Origin of the sequence: Bacillus cereus group sp. BfR-BA-01522 (assembly GCF_022662635.1) — a bacterium.
Lineage (GTDB): Bacteria > Bacillota > Bacilli > Bacillales > Bacillaceae_G > Bacillus_A > Bacillus_A cytotoxicus.
Map to the genome: position 1 here is coordinate 13187 of NZ_JAKUDY010000001.1, position 13432 is coordinate 26618.

The window sequence follows — 13432 nt, forward strand, 5'->3', positions numbered from 1 at the left end:
GGAGGAAGTAGTGCTGTTATATATATATGCATTTGTAACAGGAATCGTGTTCGGATCCTTTTACCTTGTGGTGGCTCTTCGTGTACCAAGGGGAGAATCTATCATTACTCCGCGCTCATATTGTCCTCATTGTCAGCATAGATTGCAGCCTAAAGAACTGATTCCCATTTTGTCTTTTTGTATGCAAAGCGGTCGTTGTAAACATTGTAAAAGGAAAATACCTTATACTTATCCGATAGTTGAATTGATAACGGGAAGTTTATTTCTTATTTCAGTATGCATGGTGGGAGTGGAGCAAGAATTGATTGTCATTTGTACACTTTTTTCTTTACTTGTTATGATTACGCTTACGGATCTTTTTTATATGATGATTCCCAATGCTGTATTACTTAGTTTTAGTTGTATTTTTCTTATCGAATATATGATAAGCCCGTTTATTTTTTGGTTGGATAGTGTGCTTGGTGGAGGAATTATATTTTGCGTATTGTATATACTCCGAATGATATATCCAAATGGTCTTGGAGGTGGCGATGTGAAATTGTTATCTCTACTTGGATTTGTACTAGGAATAAAAGGGATTTTGATTACGCTTTGTATTGCTTCTTGCTCCAGTCTTTGCTTTTTAGGAATTTGTTTCCTATTTAAGCGAATGAATATAAGAGATCCCTTGCCGTTTGGCCCTTTTATTGCACTTGGGACAATCTGTTATGTCGCTATAAAATTTTTGGAATAAGGCGGGGGCACATTGCTGAATTGCATATCAATTCTTTAATAACCAATCATATCCATTGCAATAAAATATGATTGGTTGTAACATTTACCAGTATTTAAATGACGAACATTGTTTAAAGGATTTTAACTAGTATTTAAGAGGAGAATACAATGAATAAAATAAAACGGTTACTGAAACGTAAAACGACTTGGATAATTCTTATCCTATTTGTATTTGTTTATGTAAATAACAGTTCTCTTTTGGCTAAGAGGGCCGAGGGGACTCCTCTTCTTCTTGCTCACCGAGGACTTTCGCAAACATTTAGCATGGAAGGGATTGAGGATGATACATGTACAGCAGAACGTATAGATAAACCTGAACATCCTTATTTAGAAAATACAATTCCATCTATGGAAGCGGCATTTAAAGCTGGAGCTGATCTAGTAGAGTTTGATGTTCAACCAACTAAAGATAATAATTTTGTTATTTTTCATGACTGGACTCTTGATTGCCGTACTAATGGTAAAGGTGTTACAAGAGATTTTACAACAAAAGAATTACAAGCACTTGATATTGGTTACGGTTATACAGCTGATGGGGGTAAAACATTCCCGTTTCGTGGTAAAGGGATTAATCTTATGCCAACACTTGATGAAGTACTTCACCATTTTCCAGATCGTTCTTTTCTTATTCATATTAAAAGTGATGATGAAAATGAAGGAAACCAATTGGCGGCTTACCTCAAGAAACTACCAGCGAAACGCCTTGATCAACTAACTGTATATGGCGGTGATAAACCAATTGCTGCGATAAAAGAGCGTATCCCTAGTTTACGAACAATGTCAAAAGCAACCATGAAAAAGGATCTTCTTACTTATATTGCATTAGGGTGGACTGGCTACATACCTTCAAGCCTGAAGCATGGAGAATTACATATACCAGACAAAGTAGCTCCTTGGCTTTGGGGATGGCCAAATCGTTTTCTTAATCGAATGGATAAAGCGGGTACTCGAGTTATCGTTGTAGGAGGAAATGGATTTGGATTTTCAAGTGGATTTGACTCATCTGAAGATATAAAACGTCTTCCTGACGATTATACAGGTGGAATTTGGACAAACCGCATTGATAAAATAGCACCTGTATTTAAGAAATAAGGGATGATATAACAATCGAAGTTTTTTCATATGTTTAACTATTTATATTTTAAAAGAAAACGTATTAATAATGTTGAAGTTTTATATGCGCCCGATCTCCCACTGGGAGCGTCAATATTTTTGTGTAAATGCATTTTCAACCTTTTCGGATAGAACGTCACTTTTAGTATAAATATAAGCTTTGCTCGAAGGATCGATTTTATTTATTGGCAGGGCTAGCCCTGCCAATAAATAAAATTTCACGATGCTGTGTCCTTCCTCTTCAAATTCTTCCAACATCGTTAACGATGCAGCACGCGCCTTACGAATTTTGTGTGATAAATTGCGGGCTATATGGACTAAACAAGATTGATATTTGGCTCTTGAAAATACGTTTGAGATGGCATCTACCATGTCTTTGAAGCCATCTGAAATAAACAGAAGGATATCCTTTACACCACGATCTTTGAGTTCTTCTAAAAGCTCTTGCCAGTTATACGCTGATTCAGTTGGCGCAATCGTGTACGCAAGCACTTCTTTTGATTTATCTTCACAAATACCAACAGCGATATAGGTTGTATCTACATACACACATATATAGCGAGTATGTAAAGGTCGTTGATGAAACGCTTTAACTTGTTCAGAAACAGATTTCTTTGAGGCGTGTAACATTTTCTCGATTAAACGTGCAATTTCTGTCCTTGTAATTCCTTTTGGAAAGAGATGAATCACAGTCGCGTTTCGCGTATCATTTGAGCGCTGATATGGTGCCACTGTCTGTTGCTTAAATTCGCCGTTAGATCACGCGGTATTTGTAAGTGTAACTCTCCATACTCGGTGTGTCATGTACGAGAATACGAACCATTGCGAGAATTACCTGAACTGAAACCTATACAATCATATTTTTCTAGTTTAAAAATGAAGTTCATTTTTGGGAATAATTAATTTCTTAAGTTGATGGCAACGGGGCGAGCCCTCTAATATAAATAAGAAATTGGGATGAAATGAATACTTTCTTTTATTATCAAGAACTCAATGAAAAAGTTTTTAAAATAAAAGAATATTAATGATAAACTTCTTCAATTCTGTCCAGCCATTCATTTACTAGAGTGTTAAAAAGTTGTGGTTGCTCTATTTGTAAATTATGTCCAGCTGTATCCAATACGGCAAATGTTCCTCTTGGATATTTATGTAAAATGTTAAGGGCATCTTTATATCCAACAGAAGCGTCTTGTCTTCCTAAAAGAAATATACTGGGCTTATCAAAATTAGATTGATCAACTTTAAATGAAAACTCATATTTATTCCTAACTCTATTTAAAAACTTTTCATCTGCAATTTTACAGCCTGCAACAATTTCATTTTTGTAACGCAACCAATTATACTCATCAAGTACAACTTGATTGCTTTTGAAATGTTCTAATTCCTCTTTCGATAAACTTTCAATAAATTTAGCATCTGTTTTCAAGACTCTATGTTTCTCAACGGCTCTATTTTCGTTCAGAGGGATAATAACAGGACATATAAATGCTGCTCCGAGTATTCGTTCTTTTTGTTTTTCGATAAGTCCTCTAGCTATATAGCCGCCGTAAGATTCACCAGCAATTATGTATTCTTGATCATGGAGAACGGCTTGAATAAAATCTAAAACAGCATTCAACATTTCATCAGAGCAACTTATTTCGTCATAGTTTTTTGTTACTCCCATTCCAGGTAGATCGATATAAATACGTCGCCATCCATCTCTTTTAGTAAATATAGGTTCCATACAACCACTCATTAATCGATGATCAGGTGCATAGCCATGTACCATTAAAATTGGTTTTCCTTTCCCTATATCTTCATAGTAAATGTCGGCTTGTTTAACTTTGCAATATGGCATATTGAACCCTTCTTTCTTGAAAATTTTGAATATTCTATCGGTTATTCCCTCTAAATTTAAATATACAAGAAGAAAATTAAAGATTCCAGTTATTTGGAACGGAATCTTTATCCTGCAAAATTCCCCAATCTTGACCATAGCTTCTCTACTCCATCATTATCGTTTTGAAACTATTGGCTGTTATTTTCGGGGAATTTGGAACTGTTGTTATAAGGGAGTTTACCACCGTTACTAACATCTACAAAATATTATTTCAGTTAGTTGCATATTTTTTACTGTAGAATGAATTGTATAAGCGTAAATTTGTACCGAATTATTTGGAGAATGCTAGTGAGTGAGGCCATAAGTTAAACTAGAACACGTCAATTTATAAAAAATTTCACAAATCGACCATGTATCTCAATTTTTTGCGCTTACAATGAATTTCTGAGGAGGAAATTGACTATGATGGATTGGAATAAGGGGAAAAAACAGATTGAAAATACGTTTAATGGCACGATATTGCTTGCACAAGATAAAAAATTCTATTACAAGGTGCCTATGGAGAAGCTTCTATTCAAACACATGCTCCAATGAAACTCAAGCAACGTTTTAACTTAGCTTCTGTATCAAAACCCCTAACAGCATTAGGTATTTTACTATTAGTGCAAGAAAATAAAATCAAATTAGATGATGATATTAACAAATGGTTTGCAAATTTACCTTATGATAATATTACTGTACGCCACCTTTTACAACACACATCAGGTTTACCTGATTATATAGAATTGTTTGCTGATCATTGGAACGAATCAACATTTGTTTCAAATGAAGATGTGCTACAACTCTTAACTCAATATGCACCACCTCGGCTCTTTGAGGCAGGTGAACAAATGGTATATAGCAGTATGTATTATTATCCCTGTTGATTGAGCGTGTTACGAATAAGAGTTTTTCTACGTATATGACTGAAGCGATCTTTAATCCATTAAATATGAAACATACAACAGTAACTTCAACTACTTTTATAGAGGAATATCCTTGTGAAATTGCACAAGTATATGTATATGATGTTTATAGTGGCAAACATATTAGGCCTGTTGAATTTGAAGAAACTAGGGATACTGTTTATTTAGATTATATTACCGGTGATGGAGGAATTTATTCAACGGTGGAGGACTTATGGAAATTAGGGCGTGCTGTCATTTGTGCGCAACTTTGGAATAAAGAATTGCTTGAACAAGCTTTTACTCCATCAACTCTTTCGGCAGAACAATCTTTTCCTTACGGTATGGGATGGATGATATATGAAGATGAACAACTGGGAACATGCGTGTCCCATACTGGTGGTTGGCCAGGCTATGCAGCCACCTTTAAAATTTTTCTTCAATCTAAAACAATCTTTGTCTTTTTACGTAGTAAAGAGCAAGGATTAACCTACGAACAAGCGATTGAAAAGGCACTAAAAACAAATGAATTAATCTTACCAAAAAAACCTAAGCAACTGAAAGCTATACATTTATCAACTGAATTATTGGAAGGATATGTGGGAAAATACTATTTACAAGAGAATCCTGAATATGCGATTGAGGTGGTATTACAACCCAATAATCGCTTATATATATTTACCAAATACAATGCCAATGGAATTACATGCAATTAATGAGAATGAATTTTTTTTACGTAGTATAGAAGTTTTAATAACGATTAAACAAAATATATTAACTGTTATTGACGGAGATCAAAAAACGATCGCAATAAAATAGTATGAAAGTGGGGGAGTATCACATGCCCATCAAGCTAACCAAGTAACTTACTAGATATGGAACGATCCTTGGTTCAAAACTAATAATTGATAGAAAAGTAGGCATACTAAAGAAGCCTATTAAAATCTGATTTTTTCGCTAGGCAGCTTGTCTATGCTTCACCGTCGTTTTATACACAATCCCTAGAATATCAAAGACGGTCATTTTCTTATACCGATGACATTTACGACCGTTCTTTTTGAGCAGTAGATAAAGACGATGCAAAATTTTCAAAAGTTCTTCTGTGCCACCGGCTATCGCTTGAAACAGTAACGGAAAGTAATCTTTAATCATATAAATCGCTTTGTATTCACTCAGCTCCTGCTTTGTTTTTTCAAGCAGAAACTGTCGCATTTGAAACATCGTAGAAGAACAGAGGAGAATGCCGATGAGTTGTCCATATAAATGGCACTCTAGGCGTTCTCTTTTAATATTTTTACATTCATCAATTTCAAAAAATGACTTCCACGTTTTAAACAAAATTTCAATCTGCCAACGAAGTGAATACAGTGAGTGCACGTAGTTCATTGGTACTCCTTCTAGAGACGTGTTCGTGATATATACATTCATACCCATTAAACGTTTACTTTTATCCTTCATGACAATGCCTTTTTTCTTTTCACGTATCGCTTGGTTTTTCAGGCGTGTTTGCGTTTCATCATCGGTTAAACGATGGATAATGACACGTGCTGGAAGCTTCTGATTTTGTCCAATGTATGCCTCGGAAATTTCTATTGTTTCACCAGGGATTAGGCTCGACATTATTTGTGTCATATCAAGCTGTATGTATTCTGTTTGCTTTTTTAACGTGCCGTTGTTGAAGTATTCTGGCTCAGGATTCTTGATATAAATGCGTGTATTCAGCTTCAACCGCGAGATATAGTAAGCCTCTTTATCATGAATAGTTTGTAAGTCTCCTAAATCGAAGTAACCAAGATCACGTAAACACAAATCGCCCGCCCCTACGGTTTCAAGGCAGATGGTACCGTATGTTTTATCATTATTCTTTCCTGGCCCAAGCTGCACGTTAAGAAATTGACCACTAAGTAAATCATATTCCAATTGGATTTTCACGCCTGCCGTATTACTACTTCCACCTGAACCTTGATAGTCAGTGGCGAAATGGTCAGGCAGTTGAAACACTGTTGCATCTAAAATACGGATACGATTGAAAGTAGAGATCATGTGTGCAGAAAGTGAGTGATTTGAACAGAGTTTTTGTTTGAGAAGAGAAGTAAAGACTTCTCGAAGAAATGCGACAGCTGCTGGATTAAAGCGTTGATTCAATCCTTCTGAGCTCATCAGTACTCCAGTTGAAGCTTCTAACTGACTGCACAAATGTGTAAGTGATGCGCTGGCGACTTCTTGACTGAGCCATACGCAAAGGGCAATGAGTTCGTTCGCTTGATACTTACTAGATCGCTGTACAAAGCCAACTTGTTTGGCGATATCTTGTAGGACTACTGGAGATAAAAAGTATTGTAGCTCTTGTGCGAAAAGATTCAGCTCATTTGAAATAATAGGATTCATTAAAAACACCATCCTTTCTCATAAACTTCTTACGATAAGCATAGCGTTTTTCTATTTTGAGGATATGATTTTAACTTCGCTTGACGGGCAAGTGGTGAGATACCTTATAAGAATAAATTATAAATATAGATAAATAAATTGTAATTTACTCTATTGAAGTGATGCACCTAAAATGAAGATAACAATTATATAAGGGATAATTTTATGAATAATAAATTGAAATATTTATTAGGGATTAGCATTACCGGATTTGGGGATGGAATTCAACAAATTGCCTTGCTATGGTATATTTTTCATTTAACAGGACAAGCAACTTCTATCGGATTAATGATTGCAATTTATTATATACCAAGTATCATTTTAACACCTTTTGTGTCTGTTTATGTAGATCATCATGATTCTAAAAATATTGTTGTTCTAACAGATAGTATTCGATTTGTACTTGTTTTAATCATGGCAATACTTATTTTCATAAAATTTGAATCAGTATTTATTTTTTACATTATGCAATTCTTATTAGCAGTTTGCTACACTGTTTACAAACCTGCATCTTCTGCATTTATTAAGGAAGCATTCTGTAATCATGATATACCATTTGTTATATCAAAAGCATCTTCATTAAATGAAGCAGCATTACTAGTGGGAACTGGTATATCTGGGTTATTTCTAGTTAAATTTTCTTTAGCCACTAGTTTCTTTATTAATTCTGTAACATTTTTAGTTGCGGCCATTTTCTTTTCTTCTATAAAAAGAATGAACCCTAAAAAAGTAAAAAATACAAGAATATCCTACCTTGCAGAATTAATATCGGGATGGCGTTTTATTAATCAAACAGAAGGAATGAAGTACTTACTGTTTTTATCCATTTTGAATAGCATTAGCATACAAATGACAACAACTTTATTATTACCTCTTGCAGAACAGTTTGAAGGAGGTAGCGGGCTTTACTCAATATTTGAGATAGCATTTTCAGTAGGAGGAATTATAGCAGGCTTGATTGCTATCTATTTTTTAAAAAAGTTTAAACATAAAGTTATTTTTATTACGATGATGGGTATGGCAACCTCTTCTTTTTTATTATATTTGAATGACTATAAAACAACGGCCGTTATTTGTATATTTATAATGGGGCTATTTACCATGTCGCATTTGATTATCGTGCAAACGTTAATACAGTTAAATACTACAACAGAATATATTGGTAGAGTAATAGGCTTAAGAACAATTCTAGCATCATTTGTTAAGATATCTTCTGCTCTGTCGACTGGTATTTTAATAACTCATATGGGAGTGAATAATATTTTACTTTTATTTTCTATCTTAATATTGGCTAGCTTTATTACGATTGGAAATATAAAAAAACACATGTATTAAAATGAAGGGAAATACATCTGGAAGATTATTCAGAGATGCTATTACGGGTTGTAAATAACTTGCGAATCGAGGGGTAAAATGGTTAATATACGTTCGAAAACAGAAGAATTAAGGGCGAAATTAAAAACTATATTGAATCGAGAATATAAAGAATTGGCTGTTCAGGAGTTAAAAGTAATAGGAAATGGAGTACAAAATATTGTGTTCCGAGGGGATTCGGAAAAAGGACCTTTAGCATTTCGAGTACCTTGGGAACGTGAAGTGAAAAATATAAATGAAGGGTTGTTTAATAGTCGAATCTCATTGCAAAAGGAAGCGGAGCTTTCTAAGTTTTGTAATTCTAAAGACATTCCAGTGCCAAAGGTTCACGGACTGCACCTTTCTACAGAACTTGATTTTTTAATTTCAGATTACCTGGCTACTGATCATATTCAAATTTCTGCGTACAAAATAGGAGAAGTAGTTAATAATCTCCATAATATGCCAATTGAAGATTTAAATTACCAACATAGGACTAGGAAACCATCTAGTAAGTATATAGCTGAACGTCTCGTAAAAAGAGTAGAAGGATTTAATAAAATTACACATTGCGATATTGAATTTCCTGATATATCGATAATCGAAGAGATTCTTAAACAAGCAGATCATGTAAAGAAATTATTACATATGGACATTCGACCAGCAAATCTAATTGGATATAACGGAGAAGTTAAGGCGTTGATTGATTGGGATAATGCTCTAATTGGTCACCCGCTGCTAGAACTTATGAGGATAGCTGAAACTAATGAAATTGATTGGTATGAATTTAAAGATGGATATAAGAATAAAGATATCTTTGAATCTATGCCTCGTATTGTCAGCTTATTTTATCAGCTTGATACAGCGGTAATGCTTGCAAATCTGTTTATAGCGCAACTGAAAATAGAGGAAAAAGGCATATTCTATAAAGAGCGTGTGAAAACACTTCATAATGAAATACATAGATATTTATAAAAATAAATAAAAGATGCTTTGACATAGGAGGCCACTACATCGCCATCAAGCTAAAAATATGAATTTCCCCAAAACAATAAATACGAGCAAAATGCACAAAATTTTCGTTCTGGGGGTAATATGAGATTTTAACTTGATGGGCATGGGGGAGTATCAACAAAACGCGAATTTCGTATCCTAAGCAATTTTTTACATAGAAAAAGCCGATTTCCTGTACGTTAGGGGATCATCGGCTTTTATTTTAAATATTTAGGACTTGGTTTCAGAGGCAAGACTAGGCATTAGTACGGACTGATTGCCATAGGCTACAACTTCCTCAAACAGGCGAAAAAAACAGCTTGTTTGAGGAAGGAAATCAAAAAAATAACAACCCCCCACAGAGAAAGTACATTTTCTCTGTGGGGGGTTAGTCATTGAAAGTAGCTTTTGGGACAGTCCTTTCATTAATGTTTCATATGAGCTTGTAAAGGAATGATTTCCTCTTGAGGAGCAACTTTACCAGCTTTTTTTGTTCCGCTCGTTAAATAATGATATACCATACCTACAAAGACGGATCCGCCAATGATGTTCCCGAGTGTTACGGGAATTAAATTGTGAATGGCACCAGCAAAACTAATTGTATCAGAGTGTGGCGATAGTAAAGATAATGCAAATAATGATAAGTTTGCAATGCTATGCTCATAACCGGATAGGAAAAAAGTAAAAACAAGGAACATCATAACAAGAATTTTGGCTGTATCACCTTTCACTTGAGACGGAAGAAAACAAGCTAAACAGACAAGCCAATTACATAAAATACCTTTAAAGAAAAGCTGAATGGTAGGTGTTCCCATTTTGATTTCCACAACTTTATTCATCAAATGTTCATGATCGATTGTTTCAAAAATTCCAGTTGCATAAAATAATAATGCAAAAAATAATGCCCCTGCTAAATTGCCTGCATAACAAGTAATCCAGTTACGAAATGTATCGGAAATAGTTGTTTTGTTTCTTAAAGTGGAGACTGTAAAATACATTGTATTTCCTGTAAATAATTCAGCGCCACCGTATATGATTAATACGAGTGCAATACCGAAAAACATAGAAGCAGCTAAATAAGTTGCCGGAGAATTTTCTATACTGAAGAAATTACCTAATTTAAAACATAGTACAATAATAAAGCCGATATAAACGCCAGCAAGTGCAGCACGAATGAAGTATTGCATTAAATTTGTGTCTAGCATTTCTTTTTTTTTCTGAGCAAGTTTTACAACGTAAGTCAATCCGTGTTCTAGCATAATAATTGCGCTCCTTTGTGTAAATACTCTTTATATGAATAAAGTACATGGATTCGATTCCATTTTCAACAAAATTGTGAAACGTTTCACAAAAGGGACACATATTAAAACAAAGAGTATAAGGATTAATATGTAATTTATTCGCTATTTGCGGACATTCAGATGAATAGTGAGGGCTCATAGTCAGTTGAGGATAGGAGACAATTGCCATTGATTCCAGTTGCGCTTTATGTGAGAAAGTAGGAAGGGTAAGCTTGTATAATAAATGAAAAAAGCGCTGTGATTACAACGCTTTTTCATCAAAATTCTTTTGTATAGTGTTTGTTTTTGTATCTTTGGAGAAGAACCAACCACCAGCTGCAATTCCAACTAGTACAATCCAGAATCCAATTTTCCATGGAGCAGATTCAGGGAATGAATGAGGGAGAATCCCTAAAGTTGGGTGTGCTAAGGTGTAAACAGCAAGTTTTACCCCAACCCAACCAACAATCAAGAAGGCAGCTGTTTCTAGTCCTGGCTTCCGTTTTAATAAGTGTACGAAAGCAGAAGCAGCAAATCGCATAATGATTAGACCAATTATACCGCCGGCAAAAATAACAAGGAATTGACCAGTATCGAGGCTGCCGATTGTACCTAATCCTGTTTTTGGTAAAGTCATTGCCAATGCAACAGCAGCTAAAATAGAATCAACTGCAAATGCGATATCAGCAACTTCGACTTTAAATACCGTCCACCAAAAGTTTTCTTGTTTTTTCTTTATGTTTGCATCTTTTTTCTTCGTTTCTTCATTTGTATGCTTTCTCATATAAGTTTTGAACAAATGGTTACCTGCAATAAACATTAAATAAATGGCACCTAGCGCCTGCACTTGCCATACATCAACTAAGAAAGAAATGATAAACAGTGATCCAAAGCGAAATATGAAAGCACCAGCTAATCCATAAAATAATGCTTTTTTTCGTTTTTCTTCGGGTAAATGTTTTACCATAATGGCAAGAACAAGTGCATTATCTGCTGCTAAAATCCCTTCTAATGCAATTAAAATAAGTAATACCCAGCTGTACTCCAAAAGTAATGATACATCCATACACATTCTCCTCTCATTTGTATAAATCCTAAACGAGTGACGAAAATCCCCACAGTTTAGTTTCCCCATACTCCTACCTATCAGCGGTAGAAGAATCTGGAAAAGAATGCAAAAAAGACCTCTGCCGTTGGTAGGCAAAGGTCTTGCTAGACATATGTAATGAAAATGCCAACAAAGCCGGAAGAACTAAGTTCTACGTAATGACGACTTTGTTTCCAAGAATTATTTCTTGGACGCTACTCCCCTTTGGAGATATGTTATTGTAGTTATATTATATGAGGGATGGAATTGGTTGTCAACCTGTTAAAAGATCTTCGTTTGGATATTTTATTTTTTTTTGCTTTTTACGTGCAAAGGAAAAGGCTAGTGTTAGTGGACCCATCTTTCCAAAAAACATCATAAATATAATAATAAATTTTCCAATGACCGTTAGCTGCGGTGTAAGTCCCATGCTTAATCCAACGGTTCCAAATGCCGAAAAAACTTCGAATGCACTCATGAAAAGAGGGGTTTGTTCAGTAATGCTTAAAATAAGTATGGAAAAGAAAATAAATGAAATGGATATGACAGTAATTGTTAAAGATTTAACGATAAGAGTATCTTTTATCGATTTTTTAAAAATAACAATATCATCTTGTTCTTGAAGGAACTTAAATACACCAAATAACATAATTAAAAAGGTTGTTAATTTAATACCACCTCCCGTAGATGCACTACCAGCTCCGATAAACATAAGTAGCATCATGAGTAAAAGAGAGGGGGTGGAGAGCTGTGCGATATCAACTGTATTAAAACCAGCAGTGCGTGTCGAAATGGCTTGAAAGTAGGCAGCTAATGTTTCTTCAAATGGTGTAAATCCTTTCATGGAGATAGAATTATGAAATTCAAATATAAAAATTAAAAGTGTTGCAATAATATTAATTATAAGAGTAGAAGAGAGCATAAGTTTAGAATGTAAGGTCAGGGTTTTAAAACTCTTTTTTCGTTTTATGTCCACGATGACTGTAAAACCCATCCCTCCTAAAATAATTAAAGTCGAAATAACAATATTCACAAGAATACTGTGAGATTGAGACATTAAATTGTTACTCCAGATGGAAAAACCGGCATTATTAAATGCAGAAATGGAGTGAAACAAACTATAATAGACCCCTTTCTTTATACCATATTTAGGAATCCATTCGAACGAAAGAAAAAGAGCTGCGATACACTCAACTGTAAACGAAAATATAAACAAAGATTTGACAAGGCCGATTACACCGCCAATATTCGTTTGATTTAATGCTTGTTGGAGTAATATTCGGTTTTGAAGTCCAATTTTTCTTCCTAACATAATCGCAATGAATACGGCAAAGCTCATAATACCTAGTCCACCGACTTGAATGAGAAATAAAATGACACATTGTCCAAATGTAGTGAATATTTTCCCTGTATCTACAACACCTAGTCCAGTAACGGTACAGGCAGAAACAGTTGTAAATAAAGCATCTAGCCATGAAATAGAAGTTGTTGTTGAAACGGGGAGTTTTAATAAGCATGTTCCAGCAATGGAGAGCATTATAAAAGATAAAATGAGTACACGAGGTGGGCTCATTTTCATATTAATCTGTTTCATGTACATCTGTCCTTTCAGTGTGCTCTCTGTAGTATGTGAAGAAGA

At 34.6% G+C, this 13432-nt stretch carries 9 protein-coding genes, 2 pseudogenes and 1 riboswitch; of the genes and pseudogenes, 5 read left to right on the forward strand and 6 right to left on the reverse strand.

All coding sequences use genetic code 11. From position 1 onward, the window contains the following. The first annotated feature begins 10 nt into the window (after positions 1–10). Both MR059_RS00065 and MR059_RS00070 read left to right on the forward strand, forming a co-directional pair. The gene (locus tag MR059_RS00065; RefSeq protein WP_011984106.1) at positions 11–733 is read left to right on the forward strand and encodes a prepilin peptidase; all 723 of its coding nucleotides are present in this window, start codon (positions 11–13) and stop codon (positions 731–733) included. A 149-nt stretch (positions 734–882) separates the two neighbouring features. Next, entirely contained in the window at positions 883–1866 is a 984-nt protein-coding gene (locus MR059_RS00070) for a glycerophosphodiester phosphodiesterase family protein (RefSeq protein WP_011984107.1), read from the forward strand. A 303-nt stretch (positions 1867–2169) separates the two neighbouring features. Here the strand turns inward: MR059_RS00070 and MR059_RS00075 are convergent. Together MR059_RS00075 and MR059_RS00080 are read right to left on the reverse strand one after the other, a co-directional pair. After that, positions 2170–2753, reverse strand: a pseudogene (locus MR059_RS00075) (IS256 family transposase); the annotation flags it as partial. A gap of 155 nt (positions 2754–2908) precedes the next feature. Further along, positions 2909–3727 carry an alpha/beta fold hydrolase gene (locus MR059_RS00080; protein WP_011984109.1) on the reverse strand — a complete coding sequence of 273 codons (819 nt, stop codon included), beginning with the start codon at positions 3725–3727 and terminating at the stop codon, positions 2909–2911. 572 nt (positions 3728–4299) lie between these two features. Here MR059_RS00080 and MR059_RS00085 point away from each other — a divergent pair. Then, a pseudogene (locus MR059_RS00085) lies at positions 4300–5369 on the forward strand (serine hydrolase domain-containing protein). A gap of 241 nt (positions 5370–5610) precedes the next feature. On the opposite strand, the gene MR059_RS00090 reads toward MR059_RS00085, so the two are convergent. Then, positions 5611–7041: an IS4 family transposase gene (locus tag MR059_RS00090; RefSeq protein WP_011984111.1), complete on the reverse strand. Its 1431-nt coding sequence runs from the start codon at positions 7039–7041 to the stop codon at positions 5611–5613. A 204-nt stretch (positions 7042–7245) separates the two neighbouring features. On the opposite strand from MR059_RS00090, the gene MR059_RS00095 reads away from it, so the two are divergent. Continuing rightward, a complete protein-coding gene (locus MR059_RS00095; RefSeq protein ID WP_063259543.1) occupies positions 7246–8415 on the forward strand; it encodes an MFS transporter in 1170 nt (389 codons plus the stop codon). Positions 8416–8493: 78 nt separating this feature from the next. After that, positions 8494–9408 (forward strand): phosphotransferase family protein, encoded by a 915-nt coding sequence (locus tag MR059_RS00100; RefSeq protein WP_011984113.1) that lies wholly within the window; start codon positions 8494–8496, stop codon positions 9406–9408. A gap of 443 nt (positions 9409–9851) precedes the next feature. Here MR059_RS00100 and MR059_RS00105 read toward each other — a convergent pair whose 3' ends face one another. From MR059_RS00105 to MR059_RS00115, 3 genes are all read right to left on the reverse strand, one after another. Further along, on the reverse strand, positions 9852–10685 hold the full coding sequence (locus MR059_RS00105; protein WP_011984114.1) for a formate/nitrite transporter family protein: 834 nt from the start codon (positions 10683–10685) through the stop codon (positions 9852–9854). 283 nt (positions 10686–10968) lie between these two features. Next, on the reverse strand, positions 10969–11772 hold the full coding sequence (locus tag MR059_RS00110) for a TerC family protein (protein WP_011984115.1): 804 nt from the start codon (positions 11770–11772) through the stop codon (positions 10969–10971). Between the two features lie 82 nt (positions 11773–11854). Continuing rightward, positions 11855–12029, reverse strand: a riboswitch (yybP-ykoY riboswitch). A gap of 38 nt (positions 12030–12067) precedes the next feature. Further along, complete coding sequence (locus MR059_RS00115) at positions 12068–13387, reverse strand: TrkH family potassium uptake protein (protein WP_048722395.1); 1320 nt, start codon at positions 13385–13387, stop codon at positions 12068–12070. Positions 13388–13432 lie beyond the last annotated feature (45 nt).

What these genes read in the sequence shown, in the direction of transcription:
- MR059_RS00070 (WP_011984107.1), top strand. Translation starts at nt 883, where the DNA reads ATGAATAAAATAAAACGGTTACTGAAACGTAAAACGACTTGGATAATT.
- MR059_RS00080 (WP_011984109.1), bottom strand. Translation starts at nt 3,727, where the DNA reads ATGCCATATTGCAAAGTTAAACAAGCCGACATTTACTATGAAGATATA.
- MR059_RS00090 (WP_011984111.1), bottom strand. Translation starts at nt 7,041, where the DNA reads ATGAATCCTATTATTTCAAATGAGCTGAATCTTTTCGCACAAGAGCTA.
- MR059_RS00095 (WP_063259543.1), top strand. Translation starts at nt 7,246, where the DNA reads ATGAATAATAAATTGAAATATTTATTAGGGATTAGCATTACCGGATTT.
- MR059_RS00100 (WP_011984113.1), top strand. Translation starts at nt 8,494, where the DNA reads ATGGTTAATATACGTTCGAAAACAGAAGAATTAAGGGCGAAATTAAAA.
- MR059_RS00105 (WP_011984114.1), bottom strand. Translation starts at nt 10,685, where the DNA reads ATGCTAGAACACGGATTGACTTACGTTGTAAAACTTGCTCAGAAAAAA.
- MR059_RS00110 (WP_011984115.1), bottom strand. Translation starts at nt 11,772, where the DNA reads ATGGATGTATCATTACTTTTGGAGTACAGCTGGGTATTACTTATTTTA.
- MR059_RS00115 (WP_048722395.1), bottom strand. Translation starts at nt 13,387, where the DNA reads ATGAAACAGATTAATATGAAAATGAGCCCACCTCGTGTACTCATTTTA.